At 60.9% G+C, this 19,811-nt stretch carries 3 protein-coding genes; all 3 read right to left on the reverse strand.

Features of this window, described 5'->3' with window-relative positions; translation table 11 throughout:
- Positions 1–39: 39 nt before the first annotated feature.
- A complete protein-coding gene (locus tag H1B37_RS27365) occupies positions 40–10,482 on the reverse strand; it encodes a DUF2341 domain-containing protein (RefSeq protein WP_182870461.1) in 10,443 nt (3,480 codons plus the stop codon).
- 243 nt (positions 10,483–10,725) lie between these two features.
- Positions 10,726–18,540 (reverse strand): DUF4347 domain-containing protein, encoded by a 7,815-nt coding sequence (locus tag H1B37_RS27370; protein ID WP_182870462.1) that lies wholly within the window; start codon positions 18,538–18,540, stop codon positions 10,726–10,728.
- Positions 18,541–18,759: 219 nt separating this feature from the next.
- Positions 18,760–19,811: Ig-like domain-containing protein (locus H1B37_RS27375; protein WP_182870463.1), on the reverse strand; the 1,052-nt coding region annotated here is incomplete at its 5' end.

The following is a 19,811-nucleotide window of genomic DNA, read 5'->3' on the forward strand; positions in this document are numbered from 1 at the left end:
GGGTAGAGCGTGTTCAACGGTCAGCGGGGATCGGGAACGCTACTTGAGCAGCCCGTCGAGTCCCTCGTCGAGCCCGGGCTTGGAACTTCGATAGGCGGACAGCATCGCGATCGGATCGATGAATCGCCATGCCGGCAAGCTCGATGCAAATACGGTCATCAACGTGCCGCCACGCAAGGCCCAAAAAACGTAACCGATTGAAAAGACGCTCATGCCCGCGCCCGCGGCGCCGACCATCACCGTCATCTGATTTTCATCGTCCTGGGGCGCCTCGTCCCACTGCGTCCAAACGATCGCTTGTTGCAAATCCTGTCTCAGCAGACGCTCAAGCTGCTGCAGTTCGGGGGAGTAACCCATCGTCAGACTCGATGCTTCTTTCGACGCCGCATAGATGCCGAACAACTGTCGCTCGAGTTCAAGGGCCATCACTTCGTCCCGCAATCCGGCGGCGTCTCCGCTGTTGCCTGCATCCTGACTCCGATTCGCGTCCCCACTGGGTTTGGCGTCGGAATCGTCCCTCACGGCCGCCGGCACGACGTCGCCCGCGGGGCTGGTCGTTTCCGACGCGTCGGCTGGTTCGGTCGATTCATCGGCCTGCGACTCGACTTCCGATGGCGGATCACTACCCGGCTCGGTGTAATCTTCTGTTTCGGGCTCAGACGACGCTTCCGTGGCCCCACTCGTCGCCAGCAGGGCAAGAGGTACCTCCAGCACCACCTCCGCGACATTGCTCGACAACGTGCCGTCGGTCACCTGATAAAAGAACGAATCTTGGCCGAAGAAGCCCGGGTTGGGCGTGTAAGTGAAATTGCCGCCTGGATTCAAGGTGAATGAACCGTTCGACGGTGCCGTGACCAACACGATCGCCAGTGAATCCCCATCGATATCGGTGTCGTTGAAGATCACACCCGACACGCCGACGGACAAGGTTTCACCGATGGTCACCGTGAACGATTCTCCGGTCGCCGTCGGAGCTTCATTGACATTGGTGACATTGACCGCGCTGACCATCGTTGCCGTCGATCCGTCGCTGCTTGTTCCGCGAACGGTGATCGACTCCATGGCCGACGTTTCATAGTCCAGTGCCGCGGCGACACGAACGACCCCTGTTCGGGCATCGATCGTGAATTTCCCGCCGGCATCATCGTCCAGGGAATACGTGACGATGTCACCGGAGTCCGCGTCTTGGGCAAAACCCGTGATGCCAACGCTGGTTCCGATCACCGCGTTTTCTGCGACAGCGTCTGCCGTCGCATCGGAATCGCTCAGTGCCGAAATCGAGTTGTCATTGACGGGGGTGACGGAGATGTTGAACGTCGCGGTGACCGCGGACGACCCGTCTTCACCACCATCGGCCAGCGAGAAACCCAAGGCGTCGCCGGTCGTCTCGCTGTCGTCATGGCTGTACATCACGTCGCCGTTATCCAAGTCCGCTTGCGTGAACGTGTCGCCCAGTCCCAACGCGCCGAAACCGGCCAACGACAGCGTCCCGTTGTCGGTCGCATCGGTGATCGTGTAGGCCAATCCCGCACCGCTGTCATCCACGTCCAAACCGCCAAGCATCGCCGAAGTGATCACCGTGCCCGTCGATCCTTCCGCCACCGTCACACCAGTGTTGGTCGGCAATGTCGGTGAATCGTTGACCGCCGTGATGTCGACGTTGACGGTGCCGATGGTTTGATCCGTTCCGCCGCCCAATCCGGTATTGCCGCCGTCGTTGACGACGACCTGGATCGTGTCGGCGTCGTTGCCGAAGGTGTGCGGCGTGCCGTGCAGGTATTGGATGTTGGCCGGCGTGTCCAGGAAGGTGTTTAAATCGGCTAGCGAGCCCGTCAACGTCAACGTGCCAGTGCCTGATCCGCCCACGGTGATCCCGCCGCCGGAACTGGCCGAAAGATCCCCGCCGGTCGACGTCGACAACGTAACGGTCAAGTTACCGCCGTTCGCGTCGACGTCGCTCAGGTTCAGCGCCGACAGGTCGACATTGCTACTGACGTCTTCGGTGACCGCGATGTCGGTGGGCAGTCCGGCGCCGGTCGGATCATCGTTGGTCGCGGCGATCGAGATGTCGCGGGTTTGCGTGTTGGAGTCCACGTCGCCGTCGTTGACCGTGAACGAAACGGTGCGTGTCGCGGTGGAGGGGGTGTCGCTGGTGTTGGTGTAGGTGATGCTCCGCAGCGCCGCCTGGTACTGGGCGACGGTCGCGGTCCCGGTCAATGTCAGCGTTCCGCTGCCGGAGTTCCAGACGCCGCTGATGCCGTTCTGGTCGACGAAGGTCAGCACGTCCTGCCCGTTTGCGTAGTTGCCGGTAATCTGGACGACGGCCGATTCCAGATTCGTGTCGTCGCTGTCGCTCAATGCCAATGTCGACGTGATCGCCACCGCACCATCGTTTTCGGTGTAGGCCAGCGTGCTGCCTTCGATCGAGGCCTCCACCGGCGCATCGTTCACGTTGGTGATCGTCCAGTTGAAGGTGCTGCTGGTCGTTGTTCCGGCTTCGTCGTCGACGGTGAAGTCGAACGAATCGCTGGTGGTGTTGCTGCCGTCACGGTCGTAGCTGATCAATCCGGCGTCGATGTCGGCTTGCGTGAACGTGTCGCTGACATTTAGAACGAAACCGTTTCGGTACAGGGTTCCGTTGGTCGGCACCGCATCGACGGTGTAAACGAGTTGTGAATCCGTGTTGTCGACGTCGGTGGTTTCAAGCATCGCCGTGGTCACCGTGTTGCCGGTGGAACCCTCGGCAACCGTATCACCCGTGTTAGTCGCCAGGACCTGTTCGTCGTTGACCGCGGTGATGTCGACGTTGACGGTGCCGACGGTTTGGTCCGTTCCGCCGCCGGAGCCCGTATTGCCACCGTCGTTGACGACAACTTGAATCGTGTCGGCATCGTTGCCGAACGTGTGCGGTGTGCCATGCAGGTACTGGACGTTGGCCGGCGTGTCCAGGAACGTGTTCAAGTCGGTCAATGTCCCGGTTAACGTCAGCGTGCCTGTGCCAGAGCCACCCACCGTTACCCCGCCGCCGGACGATGCCGACAGGTTTCCGCCGGTCGACGTGGACAACGTGACGGTCAAGTTGCCGCCGTTTTCATCAACGTCACTCAGGTTGAGCGCCGACAGATCGACGTTGCTGCTGACGTCTTCGGTGACCGCGATGTCGGTGGGCAGTCCGGCGCCGGTCGGATCATCGTTGGTCGCGGCGATCGAGATGTCGCGGGTTTGCGTGTTGGAATTCACGTCGCCGTCGTTGACCGTGAACGAAACGGTGCGTGTCGCGGTGGAGGGGGTGTCGCTGGTGTTGGTGTAGGTGATGCTCCGCAGCGCCGCCTGGTACTGGGCGACGGTTGCGGTTCCGGTCAAGGTCAGCGTTCCGCTGCCGGCGTTCCAAATGCCGCTGATCCCGTTCTGGTCGACGAACGTCAGCACGTCCTGGCCGCTGGCGTAGTTGCCGGTGATCTGAACGACGGCCGATTCCAGATTCGTGTCGTCACTGTCGCTCAAGGCCAACGTCGACGTGATCGCCACGGCACCATCGTTTTCGGTGTAGGCAAGTGTCGATCCCTCGATGGATGCTTCGACCGGGGCATCGTTCGCAGCCGTCACGGTCCAGTTGAAGGTGCTGCTGGTCGTCGTTCCCGCACCGTCGTCGACCGTGAAGTCGAACGAATCGCTGGTCGTATTGCTGCCGTCGTGGTCGTAGGTGATCAATCCCGAGTCGATATCGGCTTGGGTAAACGTGTCACTGACGTTCAAGGCCACCCCGTTTCGGTACAGCGTTCCGTTGGTCGGGACCGCGTCGACGGTGTACACCAGCTGTGAATCGGTGTTGTCGACATCGGTGGTTTCCAGCATCGCGGTCGTCACGGTGTTGCCGGTCGATCCTTCGGCAACCGTATCGCCCGCGTTGGTCGCCAGCACTTGTTCGTCGTTGACTGCGGTGATGTCGACGTTGACGGTGCCGATGGTTTGATCGGTTCCGCCGCCGGAACCCGTATTGCCGCCGTCGTTGACGACGACTTGGATCGTGTCGGCGTCGTTGCCGAAGGTGTGCGGCGTGCCGTGCAGGTACTGGACGTTGGCCGGAGTGTCCAGGAACGTGTTCAAGTCGGTCAGCGTCCCGGTCAAGGTTAGCGTTCCAGTGCCAGAGCCACCCACAGTAACGCCGCCGCCCGTGCTGGCCGACAGGTTGCCTCCGGTCGATGTGGACAGCGTGACCGTCAGGTTACCGCCGTTTTCGTCGACGTCGCTCAGGTTCAGCGCCGACAGGTCGACATTGCTACTGACGTCTTCGGTGACCGCGATGTCGGTGGGCAGTCCGGCGCCGGTCGGATCATCGTTGGTCGCGGCGATCGAGATGTCGCGGGTTTGCGTGTTGGAGTCCACGTCGCCGTCGTTGACCGTGAACGAAACGGTGCGTGTCGCGGTGGAGGGGGTGTCGCTGGTGTTGGTGTAGGTGATGCTCCGCAGCGCCGCCTGGTACTGGGCGACGGTCGCGGTCCCGGTCAATGTCAGCGTTCCGCTGCCGGAGTTCCAGACGCCGCTGATGCCGTTCTGGTCGACGAAGGTCAGCACGTCCTGCCCGTTTGCGTAGTTGCCGGTAATCTGGACGACGGCCGATTCCAGATTCGTGTCGTCGCTGTCGGATAGTGCCAACGTCGACGTGATCGCCACCGCGCCGTCGTTTTCGGTGTACGACAACGTCGAGCCTTCGATCGACGATTCCACCGGCATATCGTTGACCGCGTTCACGGTAAATACAAAGGTTCCCGTCACTGGGGACGCGCCGTCTTCGCCGCCGTCGGCAAGGGAAAAGGCGAAGCTGTCCGACGTGGACTCCGATCCGTCATGGTCGTAGGTGATCAAACCAGCATCGACATCCGCCTGTGTAAACGTATCGTTGACTCCGAGTAGGGTGCCATGATTTCGTAAACTTCCGGCGGCGACCGTCGACGTGATCGTGTACGTTAATTCGTTTCCGTCGTCGTCGACATCCCCTTCGTTCAGCACTGAACTATTGAGTGCATTGGCGACCGATCCTTCGTTGATGGTCAACCCGCTATTGGTTGCGAGACCGGGGGCGTCGTTTTCCCCGTTGATTGTGATCGTTACCGTTGCGATGTCGGTGGAACCGTTGCCATCACTGACTTGATAAGTGAATGTTTCGGTCGCGCTCTCACCGGCAGCCAGGTACTCAAATTGCCCGTTGGGATCGTAGCTGATCCTGCCGTTGGGGCTGACGGCAACGATCGCCCCTGACGGAAGCGTCACACCGCTTGCGATTTGCACCGTGTCGGTCACCGCCGATCCCGTTCCCGGATTGATCGCCGTGACGGTCAGGGTGTCTTGGTCAGCGTCCAGATCATTGGTCAAAATTCCTTCGTCGGCGAACCGGACAAATCGATCCGTCATTGAAGCGTATTGGGCGGACGTCCAATCGGCCGACTGTACGATACGCGCGACCCGCACTTCGTCAATCGTCCCATCAAAGGACCGCGTCGTCGCGCCGGCAAAGTTTCCGATATGAAAGTCTTTGGAGGAGTCGTCATCTGCGGTCCCCGTGGGCGTTTGGACCTGAGTCAAATCCTGGGCGACCCCGTTGATGTAGATGACCGGTATGTTCGCGGCCGAACTGCTGTCATAAACGACGACGACGTGTTGCCACTGCCCAAGCGTGACCGAACCGGTCGCCGTGCTCCAGACCCCGCGACCACCACCGGAAAAACCGACTTCAAGGTCGATGGATTGGTTTCCCGCATTGACTTGAAAGCCCCAGCCTCCGTCGGCGTTCGTGGCAGAGGACTTATCCAGGATGTTGCCATAATTGCCACCTCCCCAACCCGTCGGATTGATCCAGGCTGACAACGTGCCGCCGCCGACGAACAGGTTGTCCAACGAGGCATCGGAGCCGGCATTGATGTCGTCGCTCACTCCATCAAAGACTTGACCGTCCGCAAACTGACCGACGGCATCGGTCGATCCGAGGTTGTTTGCATGATTGCCTGTGCCGCTGGAATCGAGGAAGTCGTCGTTCAGATGGTACACACCGACGAAATCCGCGTTCCACGTTCCGTCAACGCTCTGTCCATCTGCGGCTGCGGCATTGCCGTAGTACATCCAAATGCCGTCACTGTCCGAGACGGCGTCGATTTGTGGAATACGAACCCAGACGTAGGAAATGCCTCCCTCGTTCCATTGCTCGATTTCATGATCCAGCACGGTGACTCCGTCCGCATCAATAAAGCGAAGATCCTGCCCTGCATTTTGAGTCAAGCCGTAGTCGATGCGTGAGGCATCGAGCTGAATCAGGACGGCGAAGTCCGTCAAATTTTCGGTGCGCCCAAGATTATCGAACGTCAATGACCGGCGTGCCACCCAACTGTTGTCCCACCAGGCCGTCCCGGTGCTCAGCTGCCCGCTTTCGGAAATGCTGTAGCTTTCGTCGCTCGCCACGACCGGGTCATTTACCGCGGACACCGAGATCGACCTGCCCGCGACATTACTGGTGCCACCGTCGCCGTCGGACAAGACCATTTCCACGGCGCGGTCCTGTGTGTCCGGGGAGTCAGAGACGTTTTCGAAGGTGACCGCTTGCATGACCGCCTGCACCGCGGCAAGATCCGCCTGGCTGTTGAACGTGATCGCCAAGGGGTCGGTTCCACTGGTGCCGCCGGTGAACGTACCGATCGTGACCGCTCCACCACCGTCGTTGTAGGAGATCAGGTTACCAGAGACGCCCACCTGTCCGACGCCAAGTCCCTGGTCCTGCACGGCGAGACGGTCATCGGCGGTTCCACCGGTGGTGATTTGGACACGCAGTTGGCCGTTGTAAAAGTTCAGTGAGTCCGAATCGGTAAGCGTCGCGCCGCTGTCGATCGCGACTTGGCCGTCGCCTTCGGTATAAGCGATCGGACCGGAGGCGATCCCGATCACCGGGTCGGCGACCCCTCCGGTAATGATGGTTCCCAGCGTGGTGATTTCATCGTTAGACGAATTCAGACCGGTGTCGCCGCCCTCGAAGAACAAACCAACCGATCCCTGGGTCGTGACGCCGGATCCTGCTTGGGTCAGCCTTAAAAATGCGACATCGTCTTTCGTGACGCGGAGCCCCGAGACGTCGTTGTCGCTCTTTTCCAGGCTGACAAAGATATCTCCGGCCAAGAACTGCCGTCCGTTGATCGTGATCTCAGACTGAACCAGATCCAACGACTGGACCGCGTTGGTGGCGCCCCCGAGCCCCAGGTCGTCACCATAGATCAACGTCTGCAAGGTACCGGACGCCGATGCGGCTCCGGCGCCAACTTGATCGGGCGTGAAGTGGTAAATGTTATTGGCAGACAGATCAGCGCTGGACAGGATGAAACTGCCGGACGTCAGAATCGTCCCCCCGACGTCGACGTCGGCCTGCACCAACGAAACGCCCAGAATCTCGTTGCCGACGCCGAAGGGATTGTGCAACAGTTCAAAGAAGTCACCCGTCCGGTAGTCGTTTTTTGCGGGGTCAACGGGGCGAAAGACGAAAATGTCTTCATTGGTGACCGAGATGCTTGTGCCGTCACCGGTGAAGGTCACGTTTCGGTCGACGGTAAGCAAAATGTCGCCGACCAACAGATCAAACGTGAATCCTCCTTGACCGAGCGTGATGTTCTGACCGACATAGTGAAGGGCATTCAGGCTGAAGCCGACATCCCCGGCGGCCCCCAAAAAGTCGGTGACCAGACCGAATGTCCCCGAACTGGTCCCGGGTTCGATATTGAAATCAGGGTCACCGATCGAAACGATGTCTTCGGATTGCCAGCCGTTGAGCCCGACGGTGCTGGAATTGGAAGCGTCGCCCGCGGTCGACAACAGGATCTTGATATCGACCGGCAGCATCTGGATCGTCGCGGTCTCGGTGGCCGAACTGTAAGCCGTTGTCCCGCCATTGGTTGAAACGTCCACCCCGATCGCACCGCTAAGATTGCCGTCGCTGGTGTCCCAAGCACGAAACGTGAACTGTGCGACGCCGCTGAAGTTCCGGTCCGGCAAAAAACGCAACCGGTCGTTGGCCGTTGATGTCAGCAAAATGGCCGAATTGTCCGCCGCCGTGGCGATCGGCTGCCATGTCGCTCCGCCGTCGATCGAAAACTGCCATTGACCATTGGAATCATCGACCGCGGTGATCGCGATGCCTTCGACGGCGCCGATATCGGCATCGGTGATTCGGTCGCCGCCCGCGCTGCCGATGATGTCCGAGACCAGCGTACCGTTGCTGCGATCATCGTTTTCAAAGATCGGTGTCAACGTCATGTCGCCGGAATTATCGAGGACCGGAGCATCGTTGACTGCGGTCACGACCCAATTGAAGCTCGACGAGCTGGTTGCACCCGCGCCATCATCGACGGTAAAGGCGAAACCGTCGCTGGTCGTTTCCCCTCCGTCGTGATCATAGGTGATCAGTCCGGCATCGATATCGGACTGCGTGAACGTGTCGGTGGCACCGAGCGCCACACCATCTCGATACAGAGTCCCATTGGAAGCGGTACTATCAACCACGTAAACCAGTTCCGATGCTTGGTTGTCCACATCGGTGGTCTGCAGCATGGCCGTGCTGATGACGTTGCCGGCGGAGCCTTCCAGCACTGTGGCGCCGACGTTGGTCGCGAGGACCTGTTCATCATTGACGGCCGAGATGTACATATTGATGTTCGACGCGGCGCTAGTTCCGCCGTCGCCATCGGAAAGTACGGCGCTGATGATTCGTGTCGCCGTCGAAGGGTCTTCCGAAACATTGTTGAAAGCGATCGCCCTGGCCAGCCCCTGGACGGCGGTGACATCGGCGTTGGCATTCAGGTTGACTGTCAACGCGGTCGTCCCCACGCCGCCGCTGAAGGTTCCGATCAAGTTGCCTTCGTAGTAGACATTGGACCCGGAGGTGCTGATCTGACCTGGGCCCGTACCGACGTTGCGAATTTCCAGCCGGTCATTGGCGGTCGCATTGGTCGTGATCGTGACCGTGAGATCCCCGCCGTCAAAGTCGGCTGAATCTGAATCCGTGACCGTCGCGTACGCATCATAAATCGGAGCACCGTTCTCGGTGAACAGCCCGTTGGGTGATGATGCGGTTAGAACTGGAGCACTGTTTGGCGCGATGTACTGAATTGATAATTCAGGTCGCAGCGAAGTATTCGCTTCTTCGGAACTATCAAAGTCAAACCCGTTCGCGTTGTCGTTGAACAGTGCCCAGCCGTAGTTGGTGTCTCCGTCGGACCACGTTTGCAACGCGTCCTCCAACCCCGTGATCGTGTACGTTCCGAAACTGCTTAGGTCGGTGACCGAACCGTCCGCGGTGGCGACGTATTCGGTGCCCGACTGCAGTCCGCTGCCGAGCGAGTTATAGGTCGACGATTCGCTCCAGGAGGTCAAGATTTCGTGAAGCGACAGGGTTGCTGCGGGATCACTCGCACCGACCCCGTTGATCGTCAGACTGGCCGAAACGATGGTCGATCCGAGCGGAATTTGCCCGGGACCGTTACCGAAGATGCTGTCGAAACGAATCAAACCGACACTTTCAAATCCGTTGTTGTGGTCGGCGTCGACGGCGATCGAAGCGTTATTGCCATAGGATGTATCGGGTGAGTCGCCGTTGAAATCTGTGTCCTGCGTTCCGGTGTAACCGTTGACGCCCTCTTGGAACGTTACATCCACCGCCGCCGCGAAGGCGTGCTGCCAGGAATGAATCGCATCCGAATCAAACGCGATCTGCGTTTCGATCGTTCCCACCGCATGTTCAAGGTCCCAGTCGCCGCCGAGTGACTGATGGCCTGTCAAGTCATCACTCGCCGCCACGTCGCTGTCACTGAGCACCGCCAGCATTTCGATCAGCTCGCGGCCCGAGTCGGAGGCGGCGAGATCACAACCATAGATCAACAGATCGGCATCGACATCCATGGCGTGACCCCAACGCGCGATCGAACCGGCATGTGCCGTCGCCGAGTTCAGGTCCAATCGCGTACTGCCGAGTTGAACACCCGTGCCATCGCCATGGCTGAGCAAATGGATCGCATTGACACCGGACATCTGGTCGAGCGTCCGGGTGATCTGGGCGATGCCGTCTTCCGCCGACGTCAATCGCACGATCGACCACCGGGTTTCCTCGGCAGAATCGTTTCGCAACCCGGCCAGCAAGACTTCCGCATCTTCCACACCGGCGTCCACGAACACGACTTCCAAACGACGGGATGCATCAGGCGCCGGCATGTCCGCCGCGTCGTTCGATTCGGCTTGATCTGATGCACCGTCCGGCTCGTCAGGATGAGCACCAAACAATTCGTCGGCTGCACTCCCCGCACCCGATTCGAGCAACTGCGCCAGCAACGCATCGAGGAGTTCCACGTCGGCGTGTCCTTCCGATTGCGCAACATCGAACCCGTCCGCACTGAGCAGAATGCGGTCTTCCAACAGATAGAAGTCGAAAACGCGTTCGTTGGTTGAGCCAGGCAAGGTCGTGATTCCACGTGACATACTCGGGTCAACGCACACGGTTTTCCGTCCCCGTTGCAGCCGACGTCCACTGCCCAAACTTATGCCACGGGCAAATGCGTGCGACGACGTGGGGACATGCAGAGCCGCAATGTCGGACAAACGCCATGGCGGATTGATGGGAGTGGATCGATCCTAACGCAGGGTCCGGCTGTGATGCCTGCACGACCGTTGATAGAGATGCGCCGACTACTGCCCGAGCGATCATCGTTGCCCCGGGCCGATCATCGCATCCAGCCCGTCGTCAGGAGCCGCTGCGGCATTCCGGTAGGCCGAGAGCATCGCGATCGGATCGATGAATCGCCATGCCGGTAAACTGGACGCAAAAACGGTGATCAAGGCTCCGCCACGGAGAGCCCAGAAGACGTAGCCGATCGAAAAGACGCTCATCCCCGCGCCGGCCGCGCCCACGTACACCATGATCGGGGTTTCTTGCTGCTGTTGCTCAAGATCGTCCCACTGCGTCCAGAGGATGGCTTGCCGGATGTCCTGCTGAAGCAACCTTTCCAGCTCGGTCGTTTCGAGTGACGACGAACTTCTGGCAGACACGGGGTTGTCCGAGACGCCGTACACATTCAACAGTCGCGTCGTCGAATCGCTGTGCAATTCGCCTGGAACGGCCGAACCGATGCCAACGCCTCCCGTCCGAAGCACCTGAGCATCACCGGTTCGCTGATTCCCCGAGGGATCCAGTGCCGATCGGGTTGCCGCGGCATCGCCGAGGGTGGACGAGCCGGTCGTCGACTCCTGCGACGCATCACTTTCCGACAGCGGGTCCTCGCTGTTCGCCGAATCGCTGTCCCGTGCGGTGCTCTCGGGTGTCGTTGACTGCGATGCCGAAGCCGAAGCCGCCTCGGTAAACAACGGTGACGACGGCACCGCGACCACTTCAAGGGTCACTTCGACCGTTCCGCTGACCAGGGCACCGTCGGTGACCGAATAGAAAAACGAATCTTGTCCGAAGAAACCGGAATCGGGCGTGTAGATCAATGCGCCACCGGGATGCAGCGACAACGTTCCGTGATTCGGCGGAGTGACCAGGATCGTCGACAGGGTGTCACCGTCGATGTCGATGTCGTTGAAGATCACGCCCGGCGTGTCTGATGCGAACGTCGCCGTCGCGCCGAGCGTGTAAGCATCCGGTTGGGCAATCGGGGCATCATTGACCGGTGTGATGTTCAATTGAACCGATTGAGAGAGCGTGTCATTGCCCCCGCCGTTATCGACGACTTGGTAGGAAAAGGTCTCCGGCCCGCCGTTGGCATCGTCAGTGGGCTTGAATCGCATTCCTTGAATTTCGGTCAACGTGTACGTCGACGCCGTCACGGTCGTCACTCCATCGGCCAAGTAGACTTGCCCGAATGATGCGTCGGGCAACTGGGTGATCTGGTACGACAGCGTTTGAGACGACTCGTCCGTTCCGCCGCCGGGCCCATAATTGACCGCAGCCAATCCGAGCGAAGTGAATCCAGAGTCTTCGGCGACCGTGAGATTGTTCACACTGCCGGTGGTCAGAACCGGGGCATCGTTGACCGGCGTGGCGGTCATCGTTTTGACACCCGTCACCGGAGTTGCCATCCCATCGTCCACGCTGGTATAGATGGTGAAGTCGTTGGCGTAATCAGCGGTCGGTGAAAACACGACGCCGGCCAGCAACGCATTGACGTCGGCCACCGCACCGCTGGCGGACCAGACCCCCGCGGCGAAGGACGACGTGACCGCCCCGGACGTCGCGGTGCTGAGCATTCCCGCAGCGGCATCGGAGAGAGTCAGCGTGACCGTTAAATCCGTGTCATCGATGTCACTGACCACGATGTCCGTCAAATCCAATGGGGTGTCTTCGACGTAAGTTTCTGCGGCGGCCAGATTCGTCCCCAGCGGGGCATCGTTGAGCGCCGTGATTGTGATGTTGACGGTCGCGGTGTCCGTGCCGTCGTTGCCGTCATCGACCTGGTAGGTGAACGTGTCGACTGCGGTTTGCCCCGGCGCCAGATAATCAAAAACACCGTTCGGGTCGTATTGAAAGTCGCCGCCCGCGCCGACGGTCAACAAGGCCCCCGAAGGCAGCGTGAACATCGAACCGACGTTCGCCCCGCTGCCGTTGACCCCGGTGACGGTCAGCGGATCGCCGTCGCCGTCAAGATCGTTATCCAGGACACCGTCGGCGGCGTTGATGACCAGCGTCGCGTCCTGGTTGGTCTGGTAGCCGATCCACTGCGGACCGGCAGCGCCCCCGCCGCCGTCGACGAGCGATGCCGTGTTGCCATTGGCCGACAAGTCGGCGGCGCTGCTGCCGGTTCCATCATTAAAATTCCAGTAACCGATCAACCCCGGTTCCGATCCGGTCAGCGCCGCATCGAAATCGCTGCGAATCTCGTTTCCTGTGCGGGCGACGTTCCAAAGTCGCACGTCGTCGATGTCTCCGCTGAAGTATTGTCCGGCCGGGTTGTTCTGGCGTCCGCCGACGGTGAAGTCATCCAACGTGGCATGGGCGTCGCCGATGCTGCCCGATCCGTAGTAGGTGTCGACCAGGTTGCCGTTGACGTAAGTGTTCATCGTGCCGTTGTCGTACACGACGGCGACGTGAGTCCACTCGTTCAGCGGAACGACGTAGCCGGTGTCGTACCACGTCCAGCCGGGATCGCTGTTGGTGACCGCCCAACGCAGGTTGCCGGTCGAAGTGATCCCGATTTCGTATTCACCTTCTTTGTTCAGAATCACGCTGGACGACGCGGGATACACATCGGGGCGAATCCGCGCCTCCATCGTCAGGTAGTCGCTGACTTCCAACGTGCCGCTGCTGCCCATGTTCACCGCATCATCGATGCCATCGAACTTCAATCCGTGATGGTCGTCCACGGCAAAGGGCACATCATCGACGGCAGCCACCGACAACGACTTCTGTGACGTGTTGCTGGTGCCACCGTCGCCGTCGGACGCGACAAAGTCGACGACGCGGACCGCGGTCGAAGGATTTTCCGAGACATTGAAATAGCTGATCTGTCGACCGACTTCTTCGGCGATCGACTGCGTGGCGTTGTTGTTGAACGTGATCACCAGTGGCGTCGCGCCCCTGCCGCCGCTGAACGTCCCGACCTGTGTGCCGCTGTGATAGACGCCCGTTCCCTGCAATGTGATCGCGCCGCCGGGCTTGATGATCAATCGGTCGTTGGCGGTCCCGTTGGCCGAAATCGAGGCGGTCAATTGTCCGCTGGCAAAATCGACCGAATCCACATCGGTCAACGTCAGTAGCGAATCCACGACGGTCGCGGCATCGTTTTCGCTGAAGGCCGTCGTGCCGGCGGAGGTGCCGAGGACCGGCGCGTCGTTGACATCGCTCACGGTGACACTGGCCGTTTCAGCATTGATGCTCAGCCCCGTGGTGCCGCCACGCGTCGAAACGTCGACTTTGGTGCCCTCCGATCCGCTGGACTGGTCCCAAGCGTAGAAATCAAAGCTGGCCGTCGTTCCGGTTTCGCCGTTGGGGATGAAGCGAACCAGATCGGTCGATCGCAGCAGCAGTGCCGATGCGTTGGAGACGGCGCCCACGCCGGACCAGGACGATCCGCCATCGGTCGAGTACTCCCACGAGCCGTTGCCGCTGGCGAGCGTCGTGATCGCGACGCCTTCGACGGCCCCGATGTCCACGTCGCTGACGCGGTTGCCGCCGGCGCTGGCCAAAACCGACGCGATCGTGTCGCCTGAATTATTGACTTCGTCTTCGGTGATCGATGAAAGTGTCATCGTGCCGCTGTTGTCCAACACCGGTGCGTCGTTAACATCCGTCACCGTGATCGAAGCGATCTCGGTCGCGACGCTGTACGGGGTGGTGGCACCGTTGACGGAGGTGTCGACGTACGTGCCCTCGGTTCCGGTCGCTTGGTCCCAAGCCCGGAACGTTACCGTCGGCGCCGTGCCGTTCTTTGCGTCAGGAACAAACCGCAGCAGGTCGGATTCCCGCAACAACAGCGCCGAAGTGTTCGACACCGACGCGACGTCGGACCAACTCGATCCGCCGTCGATTGAATACTCCCAGTGGCCGTTGCCGTCGTCGGTGGCGGTGACCGCGATGCCTTCGACCGGTCCAAAATTGACATCGGTGATGCGATCGCCACCGGCACTGGCGATGATCGAAGCCACGGTATCACCCGTGTTGGCGACCTGGTCCTCGTTGATCGTGCTCAACGTCATCGATCCCGCGTTGTCCAACACCGGGGCATCGTTGACCAGCAGCGATGCCGTGTCGCTGTCGGTCGAAAAGGCGGTGGTGGTTCCGTTGACGGTCGTATCGGCCAAAGCTCCGTTGGCTCCGGAGGTCTGGTCCCAGGCGCGAAACGTGATGGCCGAGGCGACCTGGCCGTTGAAATCCGCGACCGGTTGAAAGTACAGGCGGGTGTTGGTGTCGGCGGCTAGCAACCGTGCCGAGCCGTCGCTGACCGCACCGAGCGCATTCCAATTCGCGCCGTTATCAATCGAATAAAACCATGTTCCGTTGGTCGTGTCGGCAGCCGTCACCGCGATCCCCAGCACCGCCCCGATGTCGACGTCGGTGACGTTGTCGACTTGACCGGACGGAGAGGCAAAATCGACCAGTGAGGTGATCAACGTGCCCACGGCTCCGGCCGGTGCCGGTGCGTCTTCGTACTGGCCGTCTAATTGCGGGCTTTCGGTCACATCCAACACGGGCGCGTCGTTCACATCGGTGACCGTCATCGATGCGGTTTCGGTTGCGGTGCTGAACGGTGTTGCACCCCCGTTCTCGGACGCGTCGACGGTGGTCCCGGCGGTTCCGCTTGCCTGGTCCCAGGCCCGAAACGTGACTGTCGGCGTGGTGCCGTTTTCGGTGTCGGGGACGAAGCGGAGCAGGTCGCTGTCACGAAGCAACAGCGCCGAAGTGTCCGACACGCTCGGGACGGATGACCAATTCGTGCCGCCGTCGAGCGAGAATTGCCAGCTTCCGTTTCCATTGTCCGTCGCGACCAGCGCGATGCCTTCGACCGCACCGGGGTTCACATCGGTAATCCGGTCGCCGCCGGCGCTGGCGATGATCGATGCCACCGTGTCGCCCACGCTTGTGATTTGATCTTCATCAATCGTCGTCAGCGTCATCGCTCCGGAATCGTCCAGCACCGGTGCGTTGTTGACCAATTGAGATGCCGTGTCGGTGGCAGCGGAAAAGGCGGTCGTGGTACCGTTGGTTGACGTGTCGGCGAAGGCGCCGTTGGCACCCGTCGTTTGGTCCCAGGCGCGGAATGTCATGGCGCCGGCGACTTCGCCCGTAAAGCCCGGGTTGGGCTGGAAATAGACGCGTGTGGTGGCGTCGGCGGCCAGCAAGCGAGCCGACGCGTCACTGACCGATCCCATGGCGATCCAGTTGGCCCCATCGTCCAGCGAATAGAACCAGCTACCGTTGCTGCTGTCGACGGCGGTCACCGCGATCCCCAACACCGAACCGCCATCGACGTCGGTGACGTTGTCGAGTTCACCCGGGGGCGTAGCGTCATCGACCAGCGCCGTGATCAACGTGCCCACCGCACCGACCGGCGCGGGCGAATTCTCTTGCACGGGGGCCAATTCCGGGTCGGCGGAACTGTTCAGCACCGGCGCATCGTTCACACTCGTGACGCTGATGTCGGCGGTTTCAATCGCAGTGCTGAATGCCGAGTTGCCGCCACCGGTTGACGCATCGACTTTGGTTCCGAACGTGCCACTGGTCTGGTCCCAGGCCCGGAAATCAAAACTCGCCGAGGTGGCGTTGCGGCCGTTGGGGACGAATCGAATCAGGTCCGTGTCGCGCAGCAGCAGCGCGGCACTGTCCGACACGCTGCCGACGTCCAGCCAGGTGCTGCTGCCGTCGGTCGAGTATTCCCAGTGCCCGTTGCCATCGGCGGTCGCCGTGATCGCGATCCCTTCCTGGGCTCCCGCGCCCAGGTCGGTGATCCGGTCACCGCCGGCGCTGGCAATGATCCAAGCGACGGAGTGTCCGGAGTTGGACGATTCGTCTTCGTTGATCGTGTTGAGTGTCATCGTGCCGGTGTTGTCCAGCACCGGAGCGCTGTTGCCGGCGGTGATGTTGGCCGAAAACTCAGAGGTCGCGTTGGTCGTCAAGTCGGTCGCGGTCGCCGAGACGGCCTCGCCGGCGGACACCGCGGTCGCCAGCGTGGTGCTGAACGACGCATCGCCCGTGCCATCGGCCGTGACGTTGACAAACCCCAGGTAGCGTTGGCCTTGGCCGTGCCCGCTGGCATCACCGCTGGCACTGGCAAAGAACTCGATGCGGAACGAGCGTCCCGGCGTCGAAGCGAGCGAACCGGCGATGGTGGTTGAAGCCCCCGGGGTGGCCGCGTCTAAGGTGGCGAAGTTTTGCAGATCGTTGGCACCCGAATCCGTGTCCGGCGTCGGAGTCAATTCGCCGTCGTTGGCCGTCACTCCATCCCCACCCAAATCGATTCCCAGACCTCCGTTGGAATGAATCGAGTTGCCAAGGATGGCGTTGCCGGTTCCCGAGGCTTCGACGTGAACCCCGTCGTCGGTGTTGAAGCCGATGACGTTGCCCTGGCCGGCGCCGGTCCCGCCGATCGTGTTGTTGTCGCCGGCGACGACGATCCCGTCGTCTTGGTTGGCCAAGGCCGCGATTCCGGTTGCGTCGGTACCGATCAAGTTGCCTTGAATCACCGTGCCGCTGACCCCCGTGGCGATGTCGATCCCGTCGTCATCGTTGCCCGCGATCAGGTTGCGATCGGCCAGGGCGGAACTGCCGATGGTATTGTTGTTGGCAACGACCGCGATCCCGTCGGTCAAGTTGCCCAGGTCGGACGTGCCGCTGGCGTCGGTCCCGATGAAGTTGCCCAGGATCGAGTTGCCGGTGCTGGCGATGCGGATCCCGCCGAGTTCGAATTGGTTGATGACCAGCCCCTTGATGGTGCTGCCATCGCTTCCGGCGCCCAGATTGATCCCGAAGGTGGTGCCTGCGCCAGAGCCATCGAGCTGGATGTTGAGCGCCGCATCATCGCCGACGGTCAGGGTGTTGGCCGAGGATCCCGATTGTGAATATCCATCGATGATCACCGCGTCGGTGATCGTCGGGAGCGCGGTGGACAATGCGATCGAATGGAGTCCCGCGCCGGCAATGTTGAATTCGATCGTATCCAGACCGGACGACGCGTTGGCATCCAGGATGGCTTGGTGCAGCGACCCGGCGCCGGTGTCATTGATGTTGGTGACGGTAAAGGTTGCCAGTTGACCGGTCCAGTTCTGTTGAGACACGGCACTGAACGCGACCTCCGTTTCGATGCTGCCGAAAACGTACTCCAAATCCCAGTCGCCGCCGCGGGATTGATGACCCGTCACGTCGTCACTGGCCGCGACGTCACAGTCACACAGCGCGGCGATCGAATCGACGAGCGCTCGGCCTTCGTCGGATCCGGCCAAGTCACATCCATACAGCAGCAAGTCAGCATCGGCGTCCAACGCCCCGGCCCACGAAGCGATGTCTCCGGCGTAGGCGGCGATGGTTTCGGTGTCCAGCCGAGTGTCGCCGAGCTGCAGGCCCTGACGGTCGCCGTGACTGACCAGATGAATCGCGTCGACTCCGGAAAGACCGCCGAGTGTTTCGCTGATTTGGCTGATCCCGTCTTCGGACGATGACAACCGCACGACCAACCACTGCGTGTCCGTGGCCGACGGATCGCGAAGACCGTCAAGCAGCCCCTCGGCGTCTTCGACCGAGTCATCAACGAAAACAACTTCCAACCGGCGCGACAGATCAGTTTGTAACGGTTCGTCGGGCTCGGTCAACGGTGACTCGTCGGCTTCGGTTGCCGCTGCGTTTGCCGACACAGATTCTGGTCCTGGCTCGGTCGCGATGGCGGCGCCTGATTCAGCCAGCTGGGCGATCATGGCGTCAAGAAGTTCCGTCTCGGCGTGCGGCACCCCCTCGCCGGAATCGAGCCCGTCCCCGCTTAGCAGGACGCGCTCTTCCAGCAAGTAGAAATCGAAGACCCGATTGGGGTGATTCACGACCAAGACGTTGATCCGATGAATGATTTTGGGGGACGCCGATGGATGCGATTGCTCCCCTATGGCTACCGCTCTCTGATTTCCAAAGGTAGGACGCGGCGCAATAGTCTTTGTACAGATGTCAGGTGGGATCAATCACGAAGATCAACCGACGCGACGGGTCATTCGTGTCGCAACGATCGCTCCGGTGGGGGCGGGTGTAGCACGCTCGGACGCCGACTATCGGCCACGCGTTTCGTTGCCATGCCCGATCAGCGCTTCGAGCCCTTCGTCAGACGTCAATTGCGAACTTCGGTAGGCCGAAAGCATGGCGATCGGGTCGATAAATCGCCACGCCGGCAAGCTGGATGCGAACACCGTCATCAACGCCCCGCCGCGTAGCGCCCAGAACACATAACCGATCGAAAAGACGCTCATCCCGGCACCGGCCGCACCGACAAACACCGTGATCGGAGTGTGCTCGTCTTCGGTTTGAGTGTCGTCCCACTGGGTCCAAACGATCGCTTGTCGCATGTCCTGTTGCAGCATGCGTTCCAACTGTTCCAGCTCCGGGGAGTAGGAATGGACCAGATCGGCCGCGGTGTCGACCGTCGCGTCGGCGGCGAAGCGTTGTGGTTGCGAGGATTCGGCGTCGTCCAGCGACGGAGCTGCGTGTCCCCGGTCGCCCTTGTGGTCCCCGTCGACCTTTTCGGCCCGCTCCACGGCGACTTTTGATTTGGGGGTGCTGGCCGGTGCGGTGACCGACGACACATTGGTCTCCTCGGTTGCCGCATTGGATTCGGCTTCTTCGGCGGACTCCTCCGCTTCGGTCTCCAAATCTAATTCGAAGTCCAATTCAGGCTCGGTGACGGATTCAACACTTGGCGGATCCTCCACAACCGGAGCCTCGACGGATGTTAAATCGAACGAACCACCAGAGAAAGAAAAGAGCGGCACTTCAATCACCGCCTCGGCGACGTTGCTGGAAAGCGATCCGTCGGTCACGCGATAGAAGAATGAGTCTTGGCCGAAGAAACCTGGGTTGGGCGTGTAGGTAAAGCTGCCACCGGGCTGCAACGAGAACGAACCGTTAGCCGGTCCAGTGACCAGCACGACGGCCAGAGTGTCTCCGTCGACGTCGGTGTCATTGAAGATCACGCCGGGGGCGGTCACGGAAAGTGAATCGCCCGGATTGACCGTAAAGCTTTCGCCAGTCGCCGTGGGGGCTTCGTTGACCGCGGTGATGTCGACGTTGACCGTGCCGATCGTTTGGTCCGTTCCGCCGCCCGATC

It is taken from the genome of Stieleria mannarensis (genome assembly GCF_014154935.1).
Classification (GTDB): Bacteria; Planctomycetota; Planctomycetia; order Pirellulales; family Pirellulaceae; genus Stieleria; species Stieleria mannarensis.